Annotated in this window: 23 protein-coding genes; 17 read left to right on the forward strand and 6 right to left on the reverse strand. The window is 60.5% G+C overall.

The genetic code is table 11. From position 1 onward, the window contains the following. Window positions 1-148: 148 nt before the first annotated feature. Window positions 149-841, forward strand: coding sequence for a response regulator (locus FHT84_RS25760; protein ID WP_112342478.1), 693 nt, complete (start codon window positions 149-151; stop codon window positions 839-841). Further along, on the forward strand, window positions 838-2037 hold the full coding sequence (locus FHT84_RS25765; protein WP_112342479.1) for an ATP-binding protein: 1200 nt from the start codon (window positions 838-840) through the stop codon (window positions 2035-2037). Before FHT84_RS25760 ends, FHT84_RS25765 begins: the two co-directional genes overlap by 4 nt. 96 nt (window positions 2038-2133) lie before the next feature. On the opposite strand, the gene FHT84_RS25770 is transcribed toward FHT84_RS25765, so the two are convergent. Next, window positions 2134-3084: a DUF535 family protein gene (locus tag FHT84_RS25770; protein ID WP_112342480.1), complete on the reverse strand. Its 951-nt coding sequence runs from the start codon at window positions 3082-3084 to the stop codon at window positions 2134-2136. Window positions 3085-3274: 190 nt separating this feature from the next. Then, window positions 3275-5011, reverse strand: a complete 1737-nt coding sequence (locus tag FHT84_RS25775) for a hypothetical protein (RefSeq protein WP_145644635.1) — start codon at window positions 5009-5011, stop codon at window positions 3275-3277. A 242-nt stretch (window positions 5012-5253) separates the two neighbouring features. Here FHT84_RS25775 and FHT84_RS25780 point away from each other — a divergent pair, with 242 nt between their 5' ends. The 12 genes from FHT84_RS25780 to FHT84_RS25835 all read left to right on the forward strand — a co-directional run bounded on the left by FHT84_RS25780 (window position 5254) and on the right by FHT84_RS25835 (window position 17858). Further along, window positions 5254-6237: an AraC family transcriptional regulator gene (locus FHT84_RS25780; RefSeq protein ID WP_112342482.1), complete on the forward strand. Its 984-nt coding sequence runs from the start codon at window positions 5254-5256 to the stop codon at window positions 6235-6237. Window positions 6238-6463: 226 nt separating this feature from the next. Next, window positions 6464-7546, forward strand: a complete 1083-nt coding sequence (locus FHT84_RS25785; RefSeq protein WP_112342483.1) for an HD domain-containing phosphohydrolase — start codon at window positions 6464-6466, stop codon at window positions 7544-7546. After that, complete coding sequence (locus FHT84_RS25790; protein WP_112342484.1) at window positions 7543-7869, forward strand: STAS domain-containing protein; 327 nt, start codon at window positions 7543-7545, stop codon at window positions 7867-7869. Before FHT84_RS25785 ends, FHT84_RS25790 begins: the two co-directional genes overlap by 4 nt. After that, a complete protein-coding gene (locus tag FHT84_RS25795; RefSeq protein ID WP_112342485.1) occupies window positions 7866-8234 on the forward strand; it encodes a response regulator in 369 nt (122 codons plus the stop codon). Before FHT84_RS25790 ends, FHT84_RS25795 begins: the two co-directional genes overlap by 4 nt. Next, on the forward strand, window positions 8231-10255 hold the full coding sequence (locus FHT84_RS25800) for a chemotaxis protein CheA (RefSeq protein WP_112342486.1): 2025 nt from the start codon (window positions 8231-8233) through the stop codon (window positions 10253-10255). Before FHT84_RS25795 ends, FHT84_RS25800 begins: the two co-directional genes overlap by 4 nt. Next, on the forward strand, window positions 10252-10764 hold the full coding sequence (locus tag FHT84_RS25805; RefSeq protein WP_112342487.1) for a chemotaxis protein CheW: 513 nt from the start codon (window positions 10252-10254) through the stop codon (window positions 10762-10764). The genes FHT84_RS25800 and FHT84_RS25805 overlap by 4 nt, the downstream gene beginning before the upstream one ends. 25 nt (window positions 10765-10789) lie before the next feature. Then, the gene (locus tag FHT84_RS25810) at window positions 10790-12511 is read left to right on the forward strand and encodes a methyl-accepting chemotaxis protein (protein ID WP_145644636.1); all 1722 of its coding nucleotides are present in this window, start codon (window positions 10790-10792) and stop codon (window positions 12509-12511) included. Window positions 12512-12701: 190 nt separating this feature from the next. Beyond that, window positions 12702-14531 carry a methyl-accepting chemotaxis protein gene (locus FHT84_RS25815; protein ID WP_183764921.1) on the forward strand — a complete coding sequence of 610 codons (1830 nt, stop codon included), beginning with the start codon at window positions 12702-12704 and terminating at the stop codon, window positions 14529-14531. Beyond that, on the forward strand, window positions 14532-15041 hold the full coding sequence (locus tag FHT84_RS25820) for a chemotaxis protein CheW (RefSeq protein WP_112342790.1): 510 nt from the start codon (window positions 14532-14534) through the stop codon (window positions 15039-15041). It abuts the gene before it with no gap. An 18-nt stretch (window positions 15042-15059) separates the two neighbouring features. Then, window positions 15060-15905 (forward strand): protein-glutamate O-methyltransferase CheR, encoded by an 846-nt coding sequence (locus tag FHT84_RS25825; RefSeq protein ID WP_112342791.1) that lies wholly within the window; start codon window positions 15060-15062, stop codon window positions 15903-15905. A 3-nt stretch (window positions 15906-15908) separates the two neighbouring features. After that, entirely contained in the window at window positions 15909-16991 is a 1083-nt protein-coding gene (locus tag FHT84_RS25830; RefSeq protein WP_112342792.1) for a chemotaxis response regulator protein-glutamate methylesterase, read from the forward strand. Window positions 16992-17135: 144 nt separating this feature from the next. Then, complete coding sequence (locus tag FHT84_RS25835; protein WP_112342793.1) at window positions 17136-17858, forward strand: ParA family protein; 723 nt, start codon at window positions 17136-17138, stop codon at window positions 17856-17858. Between the two features lie 68 nt (window positions 17859-17926). Here FHT84_RS25835 and FHT84_RS25840 read toward each other — a convergent pair whose 3' ends face one another. Then, window positions 17927-18769, reverse strand: a complete 843-nt coding sequence (locus FHT84_RS25840; protein WP_112342794.1) for an alpha/beta hydrolase — start codon at window positions 18767-18769, stop codon at window positions 17927-17929. 56 nt (window positions 18770-18825) lie between these two features. After that, window positions 18826-19512: an alpha/beta hydrolase gene (locus FHT84_RS25845; RefSeq protein ID WP_112342795.1), complete on the reverse strand. Its 687-nt coding sequence runs from the start codon at window positions 19510-19512 to the stop codon at window positions 18826-18828. Window positions 19513-19671: 159 nt separating this feature from the next. On the opposite strand from FHT84_RS25845, the gene FHT84_RS25850 reads away from it, so the two are divergent. Continuing rightward, the gene (locus FHT84_RS25850; protein WP_112342796.1) at window positions 19672-20292 is read left to right on the forward strand and encodes an ABATE domain-containing protein; all 621 of its coding nucleotides are present in this window, start codon (window positions 19672-19674) and stop codon (window positions 20290-20292) included. A 122-nt stretch (window positions 20293-20414) separates the two neighbouring features. Here the strand turns inward: FHT84_RS25850 and FHT84_RS25855 are convergent, their stop codons facing one another. Further along, window positions 20415-21572 (reverse strand): patatin-like phospholipase family protein, encoded by a 1158-nt coding sequence (locus tag FHT84_RS25855; protein ID WP_112342797.1) that lies wholly within the window; start codon window positions 21570-21572, stop codon window positions 20415-20417. Window positions 21573-21610: 38 nt separating this feature from the next. Further along, window positions 21611-22357 (reverse strand): acetoacetate decarboxylase, encoded by a 747-nt coding sequence (locus FHT84_RS25860; RefSeq protein WP_112342810.1) that lies wholly within the window; start codon window positions 22355-22357, stop codon window positions 21611-21613. Between the two features lie 204 nt (window positions 22358-22561). Here FHT84_RS25860 and FHT84_RS25865 point away from each other — a divergent pair, with 204 nt between their 5' ends. Both FHT84_RS25865 and ppk2 read left to right on the forward strand, forming a co-directional pair. Further along, window positions 22562-23350, forward strand: a complete 789-nt coding sequence (locus FHT84_RS25865; RefSeq protein ID WP_112342798.1) for a 3-hydroxybutyrate dehydrogenase — start codon at window positions 22562-22564, stop codon at window positions 23348-23350. A 96-nt stretch (window positions 23351-23446) separates the two neighbouring features. Then, window positions 23447-24361 (forward strand): polyphosphate kinase 2, encoded by a 915-nt coding sequence (ppk2, locus tag FHT84_RS25870; RefSeq protein ID WP_112342799.1) that lies wholly within the window; start codon window positions 23447-23449, stop codon window positions 24359-24361. The last annotated feature ends 79 nt before the right edge of the window (window positions 24362-24440 follow it).

Consider the following 24440-nt stretch of genomic DNA (forward strand, 5'->3'; position numbering starts at 1 on the left):
ATTGACCAAGATCGCATCAAGGCTGTGTTCAGAATCGATCGCCAGACGTCCGGAAGACCGTTTGGAAATTGCGGAAGCGGGTTTCGTCCGCGATAGTACGAGTCGGGCGGCGAAGCCGCTAAGGAAAACGAAAAAATAGGGCGCTAGGGTGGACAACAGTCTCGTTCTCATCGTGGAGGATGAACCGGCTATCGCACAGATATTGGAGGGCTATCTGACGCGGGACGGCTTTCGTACGGTCCGCGCCGGCGACGGCGAAACCGCGCTTCAGCATCACGCGCTTCTAAAGCCCGACATCGTGCTCCTGGATGTACGGCTACCGAAACTGGATGGTTTCGGGGTGCTTGGTCGCTTGCGCCAGGCCGGCTCGACGCCCGTCATCATGGTGACGGCCGTTGCCGACGACATAGACCGCCTGAGCGGACTGCGCCTCGGAGCCGACGACTATGTCGTCAAACCCTTCAACCCGCAGGAAGTCGTTGCTCGCGTCAGGGCGGTTCTGCGACGGACGCAGGGTGACCGGGCGGAAACCATTCGGCGTTTCGGTGCCATCGAGGTCGATTTCGGCAGCTATTCCGTCTTTGTCCTCAAGGACGGGCACCGCATTCCATTGCTCCTGACGCTCAGCGAATTTAGGATTCTCGCCTACATGATCCGCCACCCCACGCAGGCGTTCGCGCGCGCGGACATTCTCGATGCCTGTCTGCCCGAAAGCGAGGCCTTGGTCCGCACCGTCGACACGCATATTTCCAACCTTCGGCGCAAGCTGGAAGACATGGGACAGAACGGCTTTTTTCCTGCGGTGCGCGGCATCGGCTATCGTTTTTCGGATCCGAGATGAAGATACCAAGATTTCCCTGCCTGCCGCTGGCCACGCTCACGGCCATCGTTACCGCTATCATGTTGCTCCTCAGCGTCGGCCTGACATATCTGGAGGTCAACTGGTATGCCTCCTATCTGGAGAAGAACATTACCGACGCCCTACCGCCAAGGGCCGCGACGGCCTACACGATGCTGAGCGAGAACAAGGTTCCGGACGGCGATTCCCTCAGGATCCTGTTTGAACATCTCAATTCCTTGACGGAGCCGACGGATTTCAAGGTACAGCTTTCCGTGCTGATAGGCGGCTTGCTTTCCGCTTTGATCTGCGCCCTCATCGGTATCTATCTGGCGCGGCGCCTTGCAAGTCCGCTTGAGGAGCTCACCTTGGCCGCGGATGGTCTGAAATCAGGCGATTTCTCCGTTCGCGTTGCCGCTTCCCACCGTAGCACCCGCGAGGTCGCGAGCCTTGTCGAAACCTTCAATGCGCTGGCGACAGGGCTGGAGACGATGGAGGAGAGGCTGCGCTTCAACAACATGGCGATCGCGCACGAGCTGCGAACCCCGCTGACGATCCTGCAGGGATCGCTGCAGGGCATGATCGACGGCATTTTCCCGATGGACCGCAAGATCGTCTCCGACCTCCTCCTTCAGGTCGAGGGTCTCGGCCGGATTGTCGAGGACCTGCGCACCTTGTCTCTGGCCATCGGCCAGAAGCTGGTGGTCGAACGCCGGCGCATCGACGCATCGCAATTGGCCGAGACTGTCATTGCCTCGGCAAAGCCGATGCTGGACGCAAGCAAGCTACGGATTGAAACGCATCTGCAGCCCGCCTGGGCCTCGGCGGATTCTCCCCGCCTGCGACAGGCGCTTCTGGCGCTTCTTGAAAATGCTTGCCGTTATGCCGCCGACGGCGGTTGGCTGCGATGCGAAACCGAGCGCTTGCCGGATGAAAGCATCGTCATCCGCCTCCTCGATCGCGGCCCGGGATTTCCGCAGGACATGGACGCCGTCGCCGTCAACCCGTTCTGGCGAGGCGATACCTCACGTTCGCGTGCAACCGGCGGCACAGGGCTGGGGCTATCCGTCGTGCAGGCAATAGCAGTTGCCCATGGCGGGTATCTGGAATTTGCAAACCGGCCGGAAGGCGGCGCCATGGTCGCAATCCATCTGCCTGCAAGCGTCGAGCAGGAAAGAGCACACGAACCTTGCCAATAAAAGGCAATTCCGGGAAAGCGCGGTTTCCTTTCCGGATTTGCGTGAAAGCCAAGAAATAGAATGGTTGAATCCGGCTCGCGCGGCCGCCTCCGATGATCAATGGAAGAGTTCGCCGACACTGTAGAAACACATTTTGCTCCGGCTGCGCCTGTCGGCTCCGCAGATTCTGGAAAATGGCACTCTGAAGCCGTAGGTATCCTCGGGTTCGGCGCCTCGTTCGGTCCAGAAAGCATCGACGTTCGACAGCATCATCGATTGCCGCGTGCGGCGGCGATACCGGATCGGATGCTTGACCTGCGAGACGGCGAGGAAGTGCTGCATGCCGCCTTCCGTCACCAGGCCTTGCAGGACGACCAGTATCGCCTCCTTCGGACGCAGGCCGAAAAGATCGCGGGTCACTTCGACGATCCGTTGCTTCGCATTGCGCGGCCCCTGCATGCTCCCGACGAGGAAAGTATACCGATCCTCCGGACCCTGGCTGACAAAAGTAAATCTGGCGGTGCAGAGAACGGCTTTGTCTTCGACGCGCATGAGTTTGACCGCAAAGGCGCCCTCATGGCGCCCGCCGCTGCGATCGGCAAGCGCGATAAGGCATGCATAGGTTTCGCTGCGTCCCTGGACGAGACCCATTTCCAGCCATTCGCCACGCCAGAGCCGCGCCATGCTCTCCGCCGAAAGGATTCTTGCCGCGATCGCAAAATGATCGGTGAGGAGCGTAAGACGCAGGGAGTTCAGCATCCCATAGACCAGAAATTTCGAGAGCGGCTTCTGCAGCAGCTCGTCGTGCGGAGGCGGCAATCCCTGCTCGGCGGCGAAGGCCGCGGCAAAGCGCCACCAGCGGATGGTGAGGAGCGGATTGGCCGCGAAGCGACCCCAAAAGAGAAGCGCTCGCTTCCAGCGCACCCGCAATCCAAACGTCAATACCCTCTTCAGCACGACATATCGTGCTGAACGCGCTCCATCGGCGTCCTCCGGCGCGGTTGCGCGAAGGGGAATTCTGGATACGACGCCGTCAGGCGTCCCGGCGATCAATGTCTCTCGATTCATGCAAAGATCCGGCAAACTGGCTTCGCCGAACCATCTGCGCCGGAATTGTCAAGGGAACATCAAGACGGCGTCAGCCTTTCATGGGGCATGGCATGAGACGTAGGCTTCGCATCACGAAGGCACAGAGAAAGGCCGCAACAGGCCCTCGCCCGTCACGCCGGCGACTGTCGCTGGACACGCGAGATCGCAATCAGAAGAGAGCGTCCGCGAACAGCTCCTCATCGCTGGCTGGGGCTGGCCCGCTTTCGGCCACAGGGTTCACCACGCCGAAGATGCTCGCGTGGATCTCGCGTTCGGCGGCCATGGTATAGATCTTGAAAATGCGCTCGGAAATGGCCGCCACAGGCACTTCCAGTCCGCTCGTGCCGGCAAATGCGCGGCGCGCAAGTGCGGCCTCGCTGGTGCAGGATGCCAGGATTTCCCCGATCCCGGAACGAAAATCCAGGCTCGCGACAATTTCGGTCACCTGCGAGGTCATGGTCTCGCCGCATTGGCGCAGTTCCCGCACATTCATATCCATCGACGCCCCAGCTTCGCCGATATGGACGAGAGCTGCGTCGATATGGCTGCCGAGACCGGAAGAGTTTTCCGGCTCGCCGGTCTGGCGCCAGTCCTTGAGGCCGGCGGTCTGCGTTTCAAGCGTGCCGAGCCCGACCAGGATCTTCTCGGCATCCTCGTCGAGCAGCGATGCAAACGACCGCAATTCGCCGGCGACGACATTGATTGCCCGCCCCTCCTCGCCAAGCTTGCCGCAGCGCAGATTGGTGTTGAGCGCCATGTATTGAATATCACGCCGTACCAGCTGAATGGTCTGAATGCTTGCGGTCAGTTCCTTGACCATTTCGGACGTCTTCTCGCTGAGCCGATTTGCTCCGGCCGCGGCGACATCAATGCGATCGACAACAGCCCGGGCGGCGGAAAGATCGCCACGCAGCGAATGGATCGGGCTCTTTCCGTCCTCACCGCTCTGCGACATCATCGTCTGGTAGAGGTTGAGCAGCGTGCCGATATCGCCGCTGAAGCCGCGGATATTGTCGACGATCTTGGCGGTCTCGCGATCGAATCCCTTGGTCGTCTCGCCGAGCAGCTCGAAGATCAGCGTCATCGTCAATTGCGAGAGGCGCTGGCGATCGGCGGCGGAAAGATCGGCCGGAGCTTCGGACGCGAGATAGGCTTCGGTCATCATGTGGGCAGCCTGGCAATGCTCGACCCTCTGCCGTGTTATATCACCGATCTGCATGGCCGAGAGTGTATGGGCGACCTTGCTCTGGATCTTGCGCGCCAGGCCGGCAACCGTATCCGCCAGCTCCGAAAGATTGCGGCGCTGGACCTGGATCTCCTCGGCATTCGACACGAGACGCTGGACAATGGACGGTATGCCGTTCAGATGCTGGGCCAGCGACCCATCCTCACTGGCGGCGGCGGTTTCGATCTGCACCTCCAGCGAGCGGATCTGCAGCGACAGCGCCTTGACCTCCTTGGTGGCGAATTCGATGCGCTCGACGATTTCGCTGGCGAAGCTCGAAAAATCCGGAATGCGCGCACCCGCTATTTTGGCGGTCGCGGCGAAGGTTCTCAGATAGCGCAGCGTTTCTTCCATCGAGAGCACGTGCTCAGCAAGCGATTGCCCGGTCTGGCTGATCGAGGCCACGCATGCGTGGCGCCGCGCTTCGGCCGGTGGCAGCTTGTTCAGGAGATCCACCGTCTGGAGAAGGCGAGCCGTCGCTTCGGTCGCATTCTCCTCCTTCAGTGAGCTGCCGATGTGTTCCAGCAGGCTGACCAGCTTGGCGAGCGCTTCCGTGACGGTGATCAGCACCGCACCACCATCCAGGAAACGCTGCTCGATCTGCAATCGGGCACTTTCCAGGCGATCGACGAAACTATCCGTCGAAGGGGTAAATTGTCGGCTTGTCGCTGCATACGCCATACTGTCTTGGACTCCGCCTAGAACCATTCCGGAAAACTAAGACGAACAGAAAAACACGGAGTTAACGCCGAGGACGAAACGGCGATGTTACTGCATTGCCACAATCCCCGAGGTGGCGCCGGAAAGCCCTGAGCAAGACCCGGACCCTATAGATAGCGTGCGTGCACGCCATGCCTTTTTTCAGGCCTCGGTCACCTGCGGCCCTACTCACCAACGCGCCCGCTGAAGCGGATTGAAGTAAGATGGACATAGCGATCGGAAAATATGCTTGGTCGTTCTGCGAAACCGAGGAATTGCAGGAAAGGCTCGCGCATGCCGGCCTACCCGCTGTTTTCGAACGCATGCCCGAGGCCTCGCATTTTCGCCTCGATATTACCCTGACGACCATCCGAAAGATGGCGGTCTGGAAGATCTCTTCGGAAACGGGTTACGAAATCCGTTATCTATTCGATCCCGCAGATCGTATAGAACTGCATTTCGTTGAAAGCGGGACCTTCCATGTCGAGACCGAGGATCAGGAGTTCACGGCCATGGCGGGAACCACCTTCATGCTGCAGTCTCCTGGGCCTACAAGGATCAAAGCGTCCAGGGATGCCGGCAAAATTGCCCTCGCCATACCGCGCGTTCATTGCCTGACATTGATCGACATCGGAAAAGACGATCCTGGGTTGTTTTTTCGCGGCTTCGACACGATCGCCGGCACCGGCGACAAGGGTGTTCGAACGATCCACCGTATGGCTGCCCTGCTTCTGGAACCGGGCGAGCATCCTTTTGCCGGCTCTCCATTGGGTGCTTCTCTGTTCGAGGAGGCGCTGGTAACGACCTTCGTGCAATCATGGCCGAGATCGGCATCGAAAACCATGATTCAGAGCGCCCGCCCGCGCAATCTCAAACGGGCGCTGGACTGGATCCAGGCTCATTTGGGTGACGAGTTCACCGTGCTGGATATCGCGCGGAATGCCGGCCAGAGCGTGCGCAGCCTGCAGCTCTCCTTCCAGCACAATATGGGCATGAACCCCTTGAACTACGTGCAGCGCCTGCGGCTCCAGCAGATCCATCACGATCTGCTTTATGGCAATCTCGACGAGAATATATCGGAAATAGCCACACGCTGGGGCTTCAGTCATATGGGATATTTCGCGGCGCGCTATCGAGCCATGTACGGTGTCTCGCCGTCGTCGACGCGCGTCAGTCGCCGCAATGTTAGCGACGACGCCGATATTTAATATCAGAAAAGCGCAAGCTTATCACTTTATCGCAGTTAATTGCAAAATCACCTACAGGTTGAGACGAAGTTTAACACACCGTTAGCCATTTAACGATTTCGTTACCTCAGCCAAGATTCACAATCATTGTGACGCGGCCCTTTCATAAGAAAGGCCTCCAACAACCTCCAAGCCGAAAATCGTGAGCAGGTCCGCGTATATGCCGCGGGCGCTCCGCGGGGTAACTATGCGCGTCTTCGTAATAGATGACAGTCCTTCCGTTGTCGCCACGCTTCGCCGGGCAGTCGAAGCGATCAAAGGCAGCGAAGTCTTGTCTTTCCTCCGGCCGAACGATGCTTTGGCGCGGCTTGACGACAAGACACCGGATCTCGTTCTTGTCGACTACATGATGCCCGATATGAACGGCGTCGAGGTCATCGCCCATATACGTAAGAATTCGCTTACCTCTCATATTCCCGCCATCATGATTACCTCCCGTAGGGAAGCGGATATCAAGCTGGCAGCGATGAAGGCAGGCGCGACGGAATTCCTGACCAAGCCGATCGACGAGACGGAACTGACGATCCGCGTCCGCAACATTCTCAGCATAGGAGAAGAACGACTGGCGCTGGCGACCAAAGCGGCGACCCTGCAGCGCGATTTCGACGCCGCCATGAAACGGATAGAGCGGCGCGAGGAGGAAATCATCTGGCGCCTTTCCAAGGCGATCGCCTGCCGTCACGGAGAGACGGCGGACCATCTGGATAGGGTCGCGCTCGTCGCACGGATAATCGCCGAGGAAGTCGGCCTGGATGCCGGGCAATGCCGCATGATTTTCCTTGCCAGCGCCCTTCACGATGTCGGCAAGATCGGCTTGCCGGACGCCATTCTTTCGAAGCCCGGTCCGCTAAGCCAGGACGAGCGGCGGCAGATGCAGGAGCACACGGATTTCGGCGCCGAGATCCTGCGCGACAGTTCCAGCGAGCTCATCCAGATGGCGGGCAAGATCGCCGAGAGCCATCATGAAAGATGGGATGGTGCCGGCTACCCGAAGGGGCTTTCCGGCACCTCTATCCCGATAGAGGCCCGCATCGTTGCCATCGCCGACGTCTTCGACGCGCTCTGCTCGAAACGGGCTTACAAGGCCGCCTGGCCGATCGCCGACGCATTCCGTGAGGTCGTCAACAGCAGCGGCACCCATTTCGATCCGGCTTGCGTTGCCGCCTTCTGCCGCCGCTGGGTGGATATCAAGGCACTCTTTGAATCCGAAGATCGCGGCGACGTAACGACAACGGTTCCCACACTTCAGCTATCCCGAGGTCCGGCATGAACGAGCAGACTGAAATTCTACACCTTCACGGACCACTGACGATCAAGACGATCACCAATGTCAGGGACATCATCCAGGTCTACCTCCAGGAAGCGGCCTTGCGCAGCCGTTCCCTGGTCATCGACATCGACGACAATGAAGAGATCGATCTCACCCTGCCGCAGCTGCTTCTGTCCGCACGGCAGACGGCAAGCCGCGCCGGCGTGACAATCGCATTGAACAAACCGGCGGACGGCAATTTTCTGACCGTCCTGCAACGCGCGGGCCTCCTTGGCGAGGACCGGCAAGAAGACAGTTTCTGGCTAGAAGGAAAAGCAGCATGAGCGCCAATATTCTCACCGTCGATGACTCCGCCAGCATTCGGCTGACGACGCGCATTGCGCTGACCAACGCCGGATATTCCGTCACCGAAGCGGTCGATGGCGCCGATGGTCTCGACAAGCTGAAATCGGGCAATTTCGATCTCGTCGTCACCGATCTCAACATGCCGAACATGGACGGACTGACCATGATCCGCAACCTGCGGCAGCTGCCGGCCTATATGGGGACACCCGTCATCTTCCTGACCACGGAGTCGGATGGCGATCTCAAGCAACAGGCCAAGGCCGCCGGAGCGACGGGATGGCTGACGAAGCCCTTCGACCCTGAAACCCTCATCAAGATCGCGCGCAAGGTTCTCGGCAAATGAACGAACTCGATCCGATCGCCGTCTTCAGGACGGAGGCCGCCGAGCAGCTCGAGTTGATCGAGGCAGGCCTCCTCGATCTGATGCGCGACCTCAGCGACCGGGCTCAGGTCGATGCGGTCTTCAGGGGTCTTCATACGCTCAAGGGATCGGGCTCCATGTTCGGCTTCGATCAGCTCGCCGCCTTCACCCACCATTGCGAGACGGCCTTCGACCGCGTTCGCAAGGGCGAAGCGCCGGCCACCAAGGAGCTGGTCAGCGCCGTTCTCGACGCTCAGGGCCATATGCAGGCACTGCTGGAAAACCCGAACGGCGACCACGAGGCCATGAGTTCCGTTCTCCTGGAAAAACTGCGTCAGGCTGTCGGTGCGGCCGGATCGACGAGTGCATCGGCTGCACCGGCCAGTACGCCGGTCATCCCTGCCGTCGTTCCGGATGCCGGCGGTGCAAAGACCTGGCATCTGAAATTCAGCCTGCCCGCCAATTCGATGGCCAACGGCACCAATCCGCTCGGGCTGCTGGACGAGCTGCGCGAGCTTGGTGAATGCCGGATCGAAGCCGATACCGATGCCATTCCGCTGCTGGCCGAGCTGGAGCCGCGCGATCTGCACATCGGCTGGACGGTTCGTCTGACGACGGAAAAACCGCGCTCCGACATCGAAGACGTCTTTATCTTCGTCATGGACGAGATGACGATGGAGCTGAACGAGCTTGCGGCGCCAAAGGAGCCGGCCCCGGCACCTGTCGTCGCCAAGGTCGAGCGGCCCGTCGAAGACAAAGGATCGAAGGCTGCCGCCCACCCGGTCGATGCCGGAAAGGCCCCGCCGGCCGACGCAAAATCGCAGAAGCAGGCAGACAATGTCCGCGTCCCGGCCCTGCGCCTGGACGAAATGATGGACCGGGTCGGCGAGCTGGTCATCGCCCAGTCGCGGCTGAGCCAGATGGCGAATTCGGCCGCCGATCTCGGCCTGCGCTCGGTATCGGAAGAAATAGAGCGCCTGGCCGGCGAGCTGCGCGACACGATGATGGTTCTGCGCATGATGCCGGTTGCAAGCCTCTTCAGCCGCTTCCGTCGGCTGGTCCATGACCTTGCCCGAGAGACCGGCAAGGATATCGAACTCGTCACCGAGGGCGAGGGCACGGAAGTCGACAAGACGGTCATCGACCGGCTGGCCGATCCGCTCGTTCACCTCGTGCGCAACTCCATCGATCACGGCCTGGAAAGCCCGGATGATCGGGTCGCAGCCGGCAAGCCGGTGACCGGGCGCGTCATCCTTTCCGCACACCAGACCGGCAGCGAAGTCGTCATCTCCATCAAGGACGACGGACGCGGCATCGACAGGCAGAGGGTGCGCGCGAAGGCGGAAGCCAACGGCCTTATCCGGCCCGGCGCCCAGCTTTCGGACAAGGAGCTGCTGCAGCTGATCTTCCAGCCCGGCTTCTCCACTGCCGAAAAGGTCACCAACCTTTCCGGCCGCGGCGTCGGGATGGACGTGGTCAAGAAGACGATCGAGACGCTGCGCGGAGCAATCGACATCACGAGCGAGTTCGGCAAGGGCTCCGAGATCGCGTTGCGCATTCCGCTGACGCTCGCCATCATCGACGGCCTTCTCGTTCGTGTCGGCAATGGGCGCTACGTGATCCCGCTCGCCGCGGTGGAAGAATGCCTCGAGCTCTCGGTCGAGCAGGACCTGCGCTCGCGCGGACGCAGCTTCATCTCTCTGCGCGACGATCTCGTGCCGTTCCTGCGCCTGCGGGAACTCTTCCGCACCGGCACGGAACCCGATCCCTATCAGAAGGTGGTGGTGATCTCGACGGGCAGCGACCGAGTCGGCCTCGTCGTCGATCAGATCATCGGCGACCATCAGACCGTCATCAAGTCGATGTCGAAGCTGCACGACCATGTTTCCACCTTTTCCGGCGCGACCATTCTCGGCGACGGCAACGTGGCCCTGATCCTCGATGTCGTTCACCTCATCACGGCCGGACAGCACCAGGAGGCGCAATTGCGGGCAGCAGGATGACCGACGCAGACCTAAAATCAGACTATCGCGCCATTTGGAAAGGCGCCGACGAGCTTTCCGTGCTGACCTTCAGCCTCAATGGCGAAACCTTTGCCATCGATGCGGTCGTCGTGCAGGAAATCCTCGATCTGCTGCCCGAGACCAGCGTTCCCGGCAGCCTGCCCTTCGTCGGCAGCGTCATCAACTTCCGCGGCAAGGTCATTCCGCTTGCCGATATCCGCATCGCCTTCGGCATGGAAGCCGGCAACGTCACCATCGACAGCCGCATCGTCGTCACCGAACTCGAGCTGGACGGAGAAACGACCCTGATCGGCATCCGCACCGACAAGGTGCATGAGGTCACGCAGCTTTCTAGAGCCGCAAGCGAGCCGCCGCCCGTCATCGGCATGCGCTGGCGCGCCGATTACATCCACGCCCTCGTAAAGCGCGATGGCGAATTCATCATCCTCCCGAATTTGCAGGCGATCTTCTCGTCGCAGCGGGCGGGTACACTTCGAGCAACAGCGTGAATTTTTAGGACAAGGAGGCCATCAGATGCGTTTTACGATCAAGCTCAAGCTGCTTCTAACGTTTGCTGTCGTGATCGCCATGCTTCTTGGCACGGCCGTCTACAGCATCAAAACCCTCGGTCAGGTGAACGACAATTGGTCCGATACATTGTCAGGGCCTGCCGAACGCCTGCGACTTGCGCAGAATCTCGACATCGCCGTCCTGCAGCAGCTGCGGCAGCAGAAGAACATGCTGTCCTCCGCGTCCGCCGACGAGACGAAAGGCTATATCGCCAAGAGCGATGCAGCGCGTTCCGCATTCGATGCGGATTTTGCAAAAATACTGGCCAACACCACCGATCAGGACATGGCCTATTGGTCGCAGATCAAGGATCTGTCTGCTGCCTGGCGAAATGCCGACGACCGCATTCGCAGCATGGCACTTGCGGGCAACGGCAACGGTGCGCTTGAAATTTCGTCGACGGAAGGACGCGACATCAGCACCAAGATCGACGGTGTTCTGGCTCAGATCTTCGATACCGAACGTGCGAGGCTGAAACAGGCGGATCAGGATTCGGACGCCGACTACGCCAATGCACGCTTCATTCTCATCATTATCGCCGCCACCGCTTCGATCGTTGCATTCGTCTCGGCTCTCTGGATCGTCGTTTCGATCAACAAGGGCATCAGCCGTGCCGTCAAGACGGTCCAAACGGTGGCCGACGGTGATCTGAGCGAGTTTGCGGAAATACGGACGAAGGACGAGATCGGCGAACTTCTTGGCCACGTCAACTCGATGATCGAACGGCTGCGCGGTGTCGTCGCGGATGCTCTGTCGGCTTCCGACAATGTCTCCTCGGGCAGCCAGCAGCTGTCGGCCGGTTCCGAGCAGCTCTCCCAGGGCGCCACCGAACAGGCCTCCTCCGCCGAGGAAGCCTCTGCCTCGATGGAGGAGATGGCCGCCAACATCAAGCAGAATGCCGACAACGCCGCACAGACCGAGAAGATCGCACGTCAGTCCGCCAGAGACGCCGAGGTCAGCGGCCAGGCCGTCGACCGCGCCGTCAACGCCATGCGCACCATCGCCGAGAAGATCTCCATCGTCCAGGAGATCGCCCGCCAGACCGACCTGCTGGCCCTCAATGCCGCGGTCGAGGCAGCGCGTGCCGGCGAGCATGGCCGCGGCTTTGCCGTCGTCGCCTCCGAAGTGCGCAAGCTCGCCGAACGCAGCCAGGCGGCGGCCGCCGAAATCTCCAGCCTCTCGGGTGAGACCGTCACGGTCGCGACCGAAGCCGGCGAGATGCTGTCGCGCCTCGTGCCCGATATCCGCAAGACCGCCGAACTGGTGGCCGAAATCTCGGCTGCCTGCCGCGAGCAGGATATCGGCGCCTCGCAGATCAACGAGGCGATCCAGCAGCTCGACAAGGTGACGCAGCAGAATGCCGGTGCCTCCGAAGAGATGTCGGCAACCTCGGAAGAACTGGCCGCCCAGGCAGAGGAGCTGCAGGCTTCCATCGCCTTCTTCAAGGTCGACCAGGCCAATGCTCGCAAGGCCCAGGCCGTGCATCAGCCGGTCCATGCTCCGATCCATCACACCGCCAGCCCGGCCAAGTCCAGGCCTGTCGCCAAGGCACCAGCTGCCAGGACACCGGCCACACGAACCGACAACAGCGTTGCCGCTCAGCAAGCCCGCCTCAAGGGCTTCTCCCTCGACATGTCCATGGGCGGACCAGACGCAGACGACAACGACTTTCGCCAGAGCGCCTGAGCGGCTGGCCTGATCTCGACACGATCCGGCGCCCGAAGGCGCCGGATCAAAGGCCGGCAAATGCTGTTGCGGGCCTCAAGAACCGGAAACGGTTCGCGGAAGGGTGAATGTATCGGTCTTCGCGCATCAAGACGGCTCCCCGTCTGACTTTTTTAACTATCAAATCTCTCCATCTCCAGGAGCTTCAGAGATGCGCTTTACCATCAAACTCAAATTGGCCCTCGCATTCGGCCTGCTGATTGTCATGTCCACGGGCATGTCGGTCCTGGCGATCATGAGCCTGTCTTCCTTGAATTCGGCCATTACCGAGATCATTCAGGGTCCGGCCGCAAATCAACGCAGCTCCGGCGAACTTTCTAACGCCGTCCTGAATGCAATCCGCAATGAAAAGAATGCGATTCTGAACAACGATCCGCAGGCCATCAGCGGTTACGTCGATGCGGTTCGTGCCAATGAGGCCACGATCGACCAACTCGTAGAGAAATTAGCGCAAGATTCTGCCATCGCAGACAAGGTCGCGGAGTTTTCCAGACAGTTTCCGGCCTGGAAGGAAGTCGACGCCCAGGTTTTGAAGCTCGCGGTCGAAAATACCGAAGACAGCAATCGGAAAGCGGCTGAACTATCCATGGGCGAAGGACGAAAGGCGACGACCGTTCTTCTCGACATTGTCGGCAAAATCAACGACGGGATCATTGCGGATCTGCACGCGACCGACCAGGCGACCAATGACCAATATGCTTTCGCGCGGAACCTTCTGCTGACCTCGCTCGCCGTCATGTTCGTACTGTCGAGCGTGATCGCCATCTGGATAGCGCTCGGCATCAACCGCGGTCTCAAAAAAATCCAGGCGGTCGCCGAAGGCGTTGCCATCGGTGATCTCAACCAGAATATCGAAATCAAGACCAATGACGAGATCAAGGATCTGGTCGATACCATCAACGTCATGACCGGCAACCTGCGCAATACCGCAACGATCGCCGATCAGATCGCCAACGGCGACTTGACGGTCAAGCCGAAGCCGATGTCGGACAAGGACACGCTCGGCACCTCGCTTCAATCGATGGTCGAACGCCTGCGCGGTGTCGTTGCGGATGCTCTGTCGGCTTCCGACAATGTCTCGTCGGGCAGCCAGCAGCTGTCGGCCGGTTCCGAGCAGCTCTCGCAGGGCGCCACCGAGCAGGCCTCTTCAGCCGAGGAAGCCTCCGCCTCGATGGAGGAGATGGCCGCCAACATCAAGCAGAATGCCGACAACGCCGCTCAAACCGAGAAGATCGCCCGTCAGTCCGCCAGAGACGCTGAGGTCAGCGGCCAGGCCGTCGACCGCGCCGTCAACGCCATGCGCACCATCGCCGAGAAGATCTCCATCGTCCAGGAGATCGCCCGCCAGACCGACCTGCTGGCCCTCAATGCCGCGGTCGAGGCAGCCCGTGCCGGCGAGCATGGCCGCGGCTTTGCCGTCGTCGCCTCCGAAGTGCGCAAGCTGGCAGAACGCAGCCAGGCAGCGGCCGCCGAAATCTCCAGCCTCTCGGGTGAGACCGTCACGGTTGCGACCGAAGCCGGCGAGATGCTGTCGCGCCTCGTGCCCGATATCCGCAAGACCGCCGAACTGGTGGCCGAAATCTCGGCTGCCTGCCGCGAGCAGGATATCGGCGCCTCGCAGATCAACGAGGCGATTCAGCAGCTCGACAAGGTGACGCAGCAGAATGCCGGTGCCTCCGAAGAGATGTCGGCAACCTCGGAAGAACTGGCCGCCCAGGCAGAGGAGCTGCAGGCTTCCATCGCCTTCTTCAAGGTCGACCAGGCCAATGCCCGCAAGACGCAGACCGTGCATCAGCCGGTCCACGCTCCCGCCAGCCCGGCCAAGTCCCGGCCTGTCGCCAAGGCACCAGCTGCCAGGACACCGGCCGCACGAACCGACAACAGCGTTGCCGCGCAGCAAGCCCGCCTCAAGGGCTTCTCTCTCGACATGTCCATGGGCGGACCAGACGCAGACGATGCGGAATTCAAGGAGAGCGCATAAATGGCTGCATCCAGCACCGAAGCTCAATATGTAACCTTCGGCCTTGGCGATGAATGCTTCGCCGTGCCCGTCGAAGTGGTCCGGGAGATCCTGGACCATCAGGACGCCTTCCGTATTCCGCATGGACCGGATTACCTGCTCGGCCTCAGGGACGTGCGCGGTCAAGGCGTACCGATCATCGATCTGCGCCTGCGGCTTGGCATGTCCGCCACTGCGAAGACGCCGCACACGCGCATCCTCGTGATCGACATTCCGATCACGCACAAGGCCCTCACGTTGGGCCTCGTCGCCGATCGTGTCTTCGAGGTGACATCCTTCAAGCACCAGTCGATCGAAAGCGCTCCCGATATCGGCGTGCGCTGGCCGTCGGAATACATTGCCGGCGTCGTACGCCGTGAGGGCGGCTTCGTCGTGATCATCGATCTCGCAAAGCTCTTCTCATCGAGCGACAAGGTCTCGTTGATGGGCGTGGGCACCGGCCATCAGGCCTCCGAGTTCGCCGCTGTGTGAGTGAGGCGTAAAGTGGCAATGCAGGATGTAAGGGACTACGAGGACAAGGGGCTGAGCCGGCGGAATTTCGACCAGCTCGCCCGCTATATCTACGATTATAGCGGCATCAAGATGCCTCCGGGCAAACGCACGATGCTGGAAGGACGTTTGAGGCGCCGGCTGCGAGCAACGGGGATCGGCGATCTCGACGGCTATTGCGACTATCTGTTCAAGCGTGGCGGTATCGATCGCGAGGCCATTCACCTGATCGACGCGGTCACGACGAACAAGACGGATTTCTTTCGGGAACCGAAGCATTTCGAGCATCTCGAAAATGCCGCCATCCCCGAACTGCTGGCGGCGGGACACAATCACCTGCGGATCTGGAGCGCAGCCTGCTCCATCGGTGCCGAACCCTATACGATCGCCATGGTGATGGAAGATTATCGGGAAATCCGTGGCGCACCGGAATACAGCATCCTTGCCACCGACCTTTCGACCGATGTTCTGAAGGTTGCACGCAGAGGCGTCTATCCCGCCGCGATGATCGACCTGGTCGACCGGCAGCGGCGCCTGCGTTATGTCATGGAAGCGCGCGACCCCGAACGGGGCGAAGTTCGAATCCATCCCAAGCTGCGTTCGAGGATCGGCTTCGGTCGTCTCAATCTCATGGATCGCGCCTATGAGATCGGCGACAAGGTTCATATCGTCTTCTGCCGAAACGTGCTGATCTATTTCGACAAGCCGACGCAGGAAAAGGTGCTCTCCAGGCTCTGCGAGAAGCTGGCGACCGGCGGCTTCCTCTATGTCGGCCATTCCGAAACGATCAGCGGCCTCAGCCTGCCGGTCAAGCAGGTCGCCAATACCGTGTTTCGGAAGGTCTGACGCATGCCGAAGAAGATCCGCGTACTCATTGTCGATGATTCCGCCAGCGTCCGGCAGGTCATGACACAGGTGCTGTCGGCCGACCCGGATATCGAGGTGATGGGTGCCGCTGCCGACCCCTTCATGGCAGCGAAGAAGATCCAGGAAGAAATTCCCGACGTCATCACGCTCGATGTCGAAATGCCGCGCATGGACGGGATCACCTTCCTGCGCAAGCTGATGGCACAGCACCCCATCCCGGTCGTCATGTGCTCTTCGCTGACCGAAGCCGGATCGGAAACCTTGATGCAGGCCCTCGAAGCCGGAGCCGTCGATATCATCCTCAAGCCCAGGATCGCCGCCGCCGACCATCTTGCGGAGACGGCGGCGACGATCCGCGAGACGGTCAAGGGTGCGGCAGCGGCGAGACTTGGAGCGCTACGGCGTCGCGCGGCCACTCCGAGCGGACCGACGGCCAAGCTGACCGCCGATGCCGTCCTGCCGCCGCCGAGCGGCAGGGCCATGGCCAAGACGACGGAAATGATCGTCTGCGTCGGGGCGTCGACGGGCGGCACGGAGGCACTGCGCGAACTGCTCGTGGCGCTTCCAGCCAATACGCCTGGCATGATCATCGTGCAGCATATGCCGGAGAAATTCACCGCCGCCTTTGCCAAGCGCCTGAACAGCCTTTGCGAGGTGGAGGTCAAGGAAGCCGAACATGGCGATGCGGTCCTGCGCGGTCACGTGCTGATCGCCCCCGGCGGCAGGCATACGCTTCTGGAACGCCAGGGTGCGCGCTATGTCGTCGCGATCAAGGACGGCCCTCTCGTTTCACGGCATCGGCCTTCCGTCGACGTGCTTTTCCGGTCGGCTGCGCGCTCGGCCGCGGGAAATGCCATGGGCGTCATCATGACCGGCATGGGTGACGACGGTGCCCGCGGCATGAAGGAAATGCACGATGCCGGCGCTTTCACCATCGCCCAGGACGAGGAAACCTCGGTGGTCTTCGGCATGCCCAAGGAGGCGATCGCCCATGGCGGTGTCGACAGGACTGTGGGGCTGAACCAGATCGCCCGCGAAATTCTGGCGGCGGATAAACGCCGCTAGCTGGCGGGTAAAGAGTTGGCACGATCGGTCACGCCGTAATTCAAAAAGGTTTGTTAACCATAAATGCGTAACGATCTCAGCAAGCCATGACAGCTCTTCGCCTACCCCATTGCGTTGCCCAACCGATCAGTACAGGGAATTCCCATGGCCGTTTTGACCTTTGCCAACACCAAGGGCGGCGCCGGCAAGACCACAGCCGTCGTCATCGTTGCCTGCGAGCTTGCCCGCATGGGCTTTTCGGTGGCCATCCTCGATGCGGATCCGCAATTGTGGATCTCCAAATGGCATGAGCGGCTGGGCTCGAAGGCACCGTCCTCTTTGTCAGTCGTTTCCTACGTGACAGCCGCCAATCTCGGCCAGCATGCGCGCAAGCTGCGCGCCGAGGTCGATTTCCTGCTCATCGACCTGCCCGGCGCCCGCAGTCCGCTGCTGGCACAGGCGCTCGGCTATTCGAACTACGTGCTCATCCCCGTCCAAGGCTCGGCCATGGATGCGGAAGGCGCGACCAACGTCATCGAACTGCTGCAATATCTCGAGGATCGGGCCGATATCCGCATCCCGCATTCGGTGGTTCTGACCCGCGTCAATCCGATGGTCACCACCCGCGCGCTGCAATCCGTGAAGGAACTGCTCTCCAGCCGCCGGGTTCATGTACTGTCGACGCCGATCATCGAGCGTGCGGCCTATCGCGAGGTCTTCGGCTACGGCCAGACCCTCTATTCGATCGATTCCGATACCGTCAGCAATCTCGACAAGGCGCAGCAGAACGCCCAGACGCTTGCTCAAGAGGTTCTCCGCCGCATTCTGCCCTATAGCGGCCGCGTCAATGAACAGGCTAAGGCCGAAGGATTCAAGCTCTCGGCTTGACCAATGCCTCAAAGGCTCAAACCAAAGCCTGCCGCGCCGATCTTTCATCGGCGCGGCAAGGCCCGTTATCAGCCGAGGAAAGAGCGAATTTCGGCTGCGATTTCCGCCGCATGCGTCTCGAGGGCAAAGTGGCCGGTGTCGAGAAGCTTGACGACCGCATCGGGAATGTCCCGGCGGTAGGCCTCGGCTCCGGGCGGCAGGAAGAACGGATCATGCTTGCCCCAGATCGCCAGCAGACGCGGCTTATAAGTGCGAAAGTAATCCTGAAAGGTCGGATAGAGCGCGACGTTGCTCTTGTAATCCCCGAAGAGATCGAGCTGAACTTTCTCCGCACCCGGACGGGCCAGATAGAAATTGTCGAGCGAGTAGCCATCCGGAGAAATCCTGGTGGCATCAGGAACGCCGTGCGTATATTGCCACGCCGTCGCGTCCGGCTGCAGGAATGCCTTCAGTGCATTACGATTTTCCTCAGAGGCTTCGCGCCAATAGGCTTGGATCGGATTCCAACCCTCGCTCAAACCCTCCTCATAGGCATTGCCGTTCTGGGAGATGATTGCCGTGATCCGCTCCGGATGCTTCACCGCCAGCCGGAACCCGGTCGGCGCACCATAATCGAAGACATAGATGGCATAGCGGTCGAAACCGACGATTTCGGTGAAGCGGTCGATCGTCTCGGCGATACTGTCGAAGCTGTTGGTGCCCTTCGGCGCGTCGGATTGTCCGAAGCCGGGAAGATCCGGCGCAATGATGTGATAGCGATCGGCCAAAAGCGGAATGAGATCGCGATACATGTGGCTGGAACTCGGGAAGCCGTGCAGCAGCAGAAGCTTGGACGCGCCGGGCGAACCTGCCTCGCGATAAAAGACTTTGACACCTTCGACATTGACGGTGCGATAGTTGATATCAGTCATGACAAGGTCCTTTCATAACCTTTTTGATTGCTCTTATGGAGTTATAAACAGAGAATTCAGATAGCGGTGGCTGCGTCCCGAATCATCTCGACAATGGCGGCCGGAGCCGTGACCATCGGCATGTGATCGGCCGGGACGGCGTGCTGCCGCGCCTTCATGCGCGCGGCCATGAAACGCTGATTGTCGACCGGGATCATCCGGTCCTCCTCGGCGATCAGGAACCAGGTGGGACGATCCTTCCAGAGCGGACGGCGGACGGGAACGGTGATGCATGCCGGCGAGATCGGTCGCTGCGAGGCCGCCAGAACTGCCAGCTCGTCAGCCTTCGCGTTCTGTGCGAAGGCGGTCGCGAATGCATCCTGCGGAAGGTAGATCAGCCCGTGGCCGTCGGGCGCCAGCCTCGGCGCCTGCAACTGAGGTTCGCCGCGATAAAAGACATCGGCAACGGTCTCGCCCTCATCCGGCGCAAGCGCTGCAACATAGACCAGGGCCTTGACCTTTTCGCTGGAAACAGCGGCGATGATGGCGCCGGCATAGGCGTGACCCACCAGGATCACGGGTTTTTCCGTCCGTTCCAGGGCGCGTTCGAGCGCGGCAACATCCTCCGCAAAGGAGGTCAACGGCAATGGAGCGGCGGTTACCGAAAAGCCGTCGGCCGCCAACGGCGTGATCACCTTTGCCCAGCCGGATCCATCCGCCCAGGCACCATGGACAAGAACAACATCTGCATTTTGCGACGACATCAGCCTTCTCCCTCCGACCCGGGAAGTAACCGTTGAAATGACGTTAATAGGGTTACTCTTGATATGCGTAACTTGTCAAGCGGCTTTTAACAGGTTATATCGAGGCTGTGTTTTCGAGCGGCCTTTCAGCATCGCTGCTGGCCGGAACAGGAGTAGTCGATGGACAACCATTCGCCCGCCATCTTTGTCGGCGACACGCTGGGACTGGATTTCCTCAATTCGGTCGCAACGCCCGTGGATGTGCCGATCGACTGGATCGACGACGGAGAGGGCCTGCTGCGCTGGCTGGAACAGGCCGGCCTCGTTCCGCGAGAGACGCTCGCGGCCATGCGCGAACAGGCGTTGCCCGGCGAGCTTGACAAGGTCGCCGACCAGGCAAGAAGCCTGCGTGAATGGTTCAGGGCTTTCGTAAACTCCCACAAGGGAAAGCCGCTGACATCGGATGTCCTGAACGAACTGGAGCCACTGAACCGCCTGCTGGAACGCGACGAAGGCTTCGCCCGGATCGTCGCGAGCCCGGCGGGTGAAAACGGTAAATTCAGCTTTCAGCCGATGCGGAAATGGCGCTCGCCCGAAGCTCTGCTATTGCCGATCGGCGAAGCGCTGGGACGCTTCGTCTGCACGGAGGATTTCTCTGACGTGAAGGCCTGCGAGGGCCACGCATGCACCTTGCTTTTCGTCGACCACACGCGCGGCCACCGCAGACGTTGGTGCAGCATGGCGATGTGCGGCAACCGCGCCAAACAGGCAGCTCATCGGCACCGTCTCAAACAGAGCTGATGCCGATGGACTGCCGGCTTGGCGCGTGAAAAAGTCGAAAAGTTACGTGCATAGATCAACCGGAGCTGAGCACAGCTCGCTCCGGCGCAACCACTGCTGAAATCCGACAGCGATCGATCGGCTCAGACCGGATCTTCCCGGTGCAGATCATGGATGGCGACGGCATCGCCGCTGAAGGGCGGCAGCAGCCATTCGCTATGGCGCAGCGTGCGCTTGGTGTCCTCCAGTCCCATGTCCCAATGCTCGCGCATCGACGTGCCGGAGAACTCATAGTCCTTGGCATGGCCTTCATAATTCTTGTGCTGATAGATCAGATGCACGATGTTGACGACGCCGGCATCGGAGTAATCGGCGATCAGCTCTTCCTCTTCCGGTGTCAGCTGATCCTTCGGGACACGCCTCAACGCACCCAGGAGCTTCATCTTCAGCCCGTGAATGCGCTTGAAGTTGTCGGTATTCTGCCGCGTGCGGCTGGAATACATGATGTCCTTGTGACGCGACAGCACATCCGGCATGCTGCGCGGCAGGACGCCACGCGCGCTGAAGAGATCCACCTGGAAGACCAGCGAGCTCCGGTCTTCTTCCTGATCGAGCAGATATTGCAGCGGCGTATTGGAAACGATGCCGCCATCCCAATAATATTCACCTTCGATGCGGATGGCCGGCAAGGCCGGCGGCAGCGCGCCGCTCGCCATGATGTGCTCAGGGCCAATGCGGATATTGTCGGTGTCGAAATAGACGAAATTGCCGGTGCGGACATTCACCGCGCCGACGCTGAAACGCTTCTTGCCATCGTTCAAAAGGTCGAAATCGATCAGCATCTCCAATGTCTTCTTCAGCTCCGCCGAATCGTAGAAGCTCGTCGCGCCTTCGGCGCCCGGCAATTCGAGCCATGGATTAGGAAAGCGCGGCTTGAAGAAGCCTGGCTGGCCCATGGTCATCGTCATCCACGAGCTGGTGCGATTACGGATATCGCGGAAGAAATCGCCTTCGGGCGTATAGGCCCAGATCTTGCGGCCGGAGATGATCTGCCAGAACTGTTCAAGACGCTGCAGGCGCCGGCTTGGTTCGTTGCCGGCGATAATGGCGGCATTGACCGCGCCGATCGACACACCCGAAAGCCAGGTCGGCTCGCATCCGGCTTCGGCAAGCGCCTGGTAGACGCCGGCCTGATAGGCGCCGAGCGCGCCGCCGCCCTGAAAGACCAGGGCGACGCGATCATATTGAGCGGCAATTTCCGGGATGGTCGGGGCTGCGGCCTTGGTGTTTCGTTCAAGCACGGTCCGTCTCCACTAAGGTCTAACAATGAGGCTTTCAGTTACCTGCGCTCGGCGAGATAGTCGTGAACGACTTCGCCAAGCCCAAGCGTCAGATCGGCAGTGAAATGAACCGCCGAAACCACTTCCAGCACAGGCAGCCGCGCCACGTCGGCCATGACATGCGGCCTGAGATCGAGAGCAGCGGGCGAGGTCCAGGCTTCCTTGATCGTGATATCGGTCAGATAGTAGCGCACGAGCTCGCAGATGCGCGGGGTCGCATCGACATGCGGCACGATCTTGATCAGGAAATTCGGCTCCGAGAGGGCGGACAAAAGCGGTCCTTGCTCGATCGGCTTGTGCTTGTAACCCATCGTTCCGGTCGCGCAGAGAACGCTGCCGTAATGCAGCGTGCCGACGATGACCTCGCCCTCGTTGACGATCTTCGGACTGGCAAGCTTCTTCGGAAAGCCCCAGATTTCGCGGCCGCCGGTGATCGGCGCATCGTCATCGAGATACATGGAGTGGACATAGCCGCCCCGCTGCCCGCGATATCGCACGGGGATGACCTGTCCGGTCTCGGTATAGTCGCCGAAACCAGTGGAATCGGGCATGCGGATGAATTCGTATTTCACCAGCGGCTCGTCGATTTCGAGCGGCTCCGGCACGACAGCCTCAAGCGCCTCGCGCGTGGTGCGGTAGGTGATGATGATATATTCGCGATCGAAGAATCGGTAGGGTCCCGGGGGATAGGAAGGGTTGGTCAGCGGCATAGCATAGGCATGCTTCAGAATGTCTTCGACCTTCATCTTATGTCCGTCGTTGGAGGAAATCGCCGGGCGCCGGAGCGAAAACTTGCACGGTTGCATGACAGTGAAGTGTCAGCTGCCAAATGGTTGCGCGGGAGCGGACCGGCCACTGTTATCAAAGCGACATATCCGGCTGGCAGTGTGCGCTCATCCTGAGCATTTCCCCTTACCCAACCATGTCAAAGCGATCGCGGGAGTAGCCTAATGGGTTCGTTGATTTCGAAGAATGCGCTGGTCACCGGTTCGACGAGCGGTATCGGCCTTGCGATCGCCCGCGCCTTTGCCGCCGAAGGCGCGAATGTAACGATCAACGGCCTCGGCGATGCCGATGCGATCGAAAAGGAACGGGCTGCCATCGAAGCCGATTTCGGCGTGCAATGCCGCTACTCCGGCGCCAACATGATGAATGGCGAAGAAGTGACATCAATGGTGCGCGAAGCCGAGGAGGCCTTCGGCAGCCTCGATATCCTCGTCAATAATGCCGGCATCCAGTTCGTGGCCCCGATCGAGGAGTTTCCCGACGACAAATGGGAAGCGATCATCCGCATCAACCTGCTTGCCGCCTTCTACGCCATCAAGGCAGCCATTCCCGGCATGAAGGCACGCAAATGGGGCCGCATCATCAACACGTCCTCGGCACACGCACTGGTCGCCTCGCCTTTCAAGTCCGCCTATGTCTCGGCCAAGCACGGGATCACCGGCCTCACGAAGACCATCGCGCTCGAAGCCGCGCAGGACGGCGTGACCGTCAACTCCATCGCACCCGGCTATGTCTGGACGCCGCTCGTCGAGAAGCAGATCCCCGAGACGATGAAGGCGCGCAACATGACGGAGGAGCAGGTCAAGCACGATGTGCTGCTCGCCGCCCAGCCAACGAAGGAATTCGTGACCGTCGACGAAGTGGCCGCCATCGCCGTCTTCCTCTGCGGCGACGCCGCCAAGCAGATTACCGGCACGACGCTTTCCGTCGACGGCGGCTGGACCGCTGAGTAATGCCGAAACCATAGCCGGCGCAGGTTCGAAAACCGCGCCGGCTTTCTGTGGCTATAGGCCACAGCATCAACATGAAAACAGAGCAGGAGGCGCATAATGACTGATGAAACCCAGGATCCGCTCAGCCGCATCAAGGATGAGATCGTCGACAGCTTCGACGAAGAGCTGGAGATGCAGCTTGAAGAGGACCGGCTGGACGAATTGGTCGCAGAAGGCCTTATCGGCGAAGGCGAAACGGCGCTGGACCGCCGTGTCTATTTCCGCGAACTCTTCCGCCTCCAGCACGAGCTGGTGCGCCTGCAGGATTGGGTGCAGTACAAGAAACTCAAGGTCGTCGTGCTGTTCGAGGGCCGCGATTCCGCCGGCAAGGGCGGCGCCATCAAGCGTGTCACGCAGCGCCTCAATCCGCGCGTCTGCCGCGTGGTCGCACTGCCGGCTCCGACCGAGCGCGAGCGGCACCAATGGTATTTCCAGCGCTATGCCGCCCACCTGCCGACGGCTGGCGAAATGGTGCTGTTCGACCGCAGCTGGTATAACCGCGCCGGCGTCGAGCGCGTCATGGGCTTCTGCTCGCCGGAGGAATTGGAGGAGTTTTTCCGCTCCGTGCCGGATTTCGAGCGCATGCTCGTACGCTCCGGCATCATTCTCCTGAAATACTGGTTCTCGATTACCGACGAGGAGCAGGAATTCCGCTTCAACATGCGCATCCAGGACCCGCTGAAGCAGTGGAAGCTTTCGCCGATGGACCTGCAGAGCCGCGTGCATTGGGAGGAATACACCAAGGCCAAGGAAGAGATGCTGGAACGCACGCATATTCCGGAAGCGCCGTGGTGGGTCGTCCATGCCGTCGACAAGAAGAAGGCGCGTCTCAACTGCATCGCCCATCTGCTGACGCAGATCCCTTACGAAAGCGTACCGAAGCCGGAAATCGTGCTGCCGGAACGCATGCGCAATGCAGACTATCACCGCACGCCGGTGCCGCCGGAAATGTACGTGCCGGAAATCTACTGATCAGGATCGATGAGGGGTCCGCCTCGGCCGGGCCCCTCTGAAGGATTACTTGAAAAACGAAATCCCTTTAACTCCGCCT

The organism is Rhizobium sp. BK289 (assembly GCF_014193575.1).
Classification (GTDB): domain Bacteria; phylum Pseudomonadota; class Alphaproteobacteria; order Rhizobiales; family Rhizobiaceae; genus Rhizobium; species Rhizobium tropici_C.

Coding starts and splice junctions, on each gene's coding strand:
- FHT84_RS25840 (WP_112342794.1), bottom strand. CDS start 18,769: ATGACTGATATCAACTATCGCACCGTCAATGTCGAAGGTGTCAAAGTC.
- FHT84_RS25820 (WP_112342790.1), top strand. CDS start 14,532: ATGGCTGCATCCAGCACCGAAGCTCAATATGTAACCTTCGGCCTTGGC.
- FHT84_RS25770 (WP_112342480.1), bottom strand. CDS start 3,084: ATGAATCGAGAGACATTGATCGCCGGGACGCCTGACGGCGTCGTATCC.
- FHT84_RS25800 (WP_112342486.1), top strand. CDS start 8,231: ATGAACGAACTCGATCCGATCGCCGTCTTCAGGACGGAGGCCGCCGAG.
- FHT84_RS25825 (WP_112342791.1), top strand. CDS start 15,060: ATGCAGGATGTAAGGGACTACGAGGACAAGGGGCTGAGCCGGCGGAAT.
- FHT84_RS25780 (WP_112342482.1), top strand. CDS start 5,254: ATGGACATAGCGATCGGAAAATATGCTTGGTCGTTCTGCGAAACCGAG.
- FHT84_RS25785 (WP_112342483.1), top strand. CDS start 6,464: ATGCGCGTCTTCGTAATAGATGACAGTCCTTCCGTTGTCGCCACGCTT.
- FHT84_RS25765 (WP_112342479.1), top strand. CDS start 838: ATGAAGATACCAAGATTTCCCTGCCTGCCGCTGGCCACGCTCACGGCC.
- FHT84_RS25815 (WP_183764921.1), top strand. CDS start 12,702: ATGCGCTTTACCATCAAACTCAAATTGGCCCTCGCATTCGGCCTGCTG.
- ppk2 (WP_112342799.1), top strand. CDS start 23,447: ATGACTGATGAAACCCAGGATCCGCTCAGCCGCATCAAGGATGAGATC.
- FHT84_RS25795 (WP_112342485.1), top strand. CDS start 7,866: ATGAGCGCCAATATTCTCACCGTCGATGACTCCGCCAGCATTCGGCTG.
- FHT84_RS25865 (WP_112342798.1), top strand. CDS start 22,562: ATGGGTTCGTTGATTTCGAAGAATGCGCTGGTCACCGGTTCGACGAGC.
- FHT84_RS25810 (WP_145644636.1), top strand. CDS start 10,790: ATGCGTTTTACGATCAAGCTCAAGCTGCTTCTAACGTTTGCTGTCGTG.
- FHT84_RS25845 (WP_112342795.1), bottom strand. CDS start 19,512: ATGTCGTCGCAAAATGCAGATGTTGTTCTTGTCCATGGTGCCTGGGCG.
- FHT84_RS25805 (WP_112342487.1), top strand. CDS start 10,252: ATGACCGACGCAGACCTAAAATCAGACTATCGCGCCATTTGGAAAGGC.
- FHT84_RS25835 (WP_112342793.1), top strand. CDS start 17,136: ATGGCCGTTTTGACCTTTGCCAACACCAAGGGCGGCGCCGGCAAGACC.
- FHT84_RS25850 (WP_112342796.1), top strand. CDS start 19,672: ATGGACAACCATTCGCCCGCCATCTTTGTCGGCGACACGCTGGGACTG.
- FHT84_RS25860 (WP_112342810.1), bottom strand. CDS start 22,357: ATGAAGGTCGAAGACATTCTGAAGCATGCCTATGCTATGCCGCTGACC.
- FHT84_RS25775 (WP_145644635.1), bottom strand. CDS start 5,011: ATGGCGTATGCAGCGACAAGCCGACAATTTACCCCTTCGACGGATAGT.
- FHT84_RS25790 (WP_112342484.1), top strand. CDS start 7,543: ATGAACGAGCAGACTGAAATTCTACACCTTCACGGACCACTGACGATC.
- FHT84_RS25830 (WP_112342792.1), top strand. CDS start 15,909: ATGCCGAAGAAGATCCGCGTACTCATTGTCGATGATTCCGCCAGCGTC.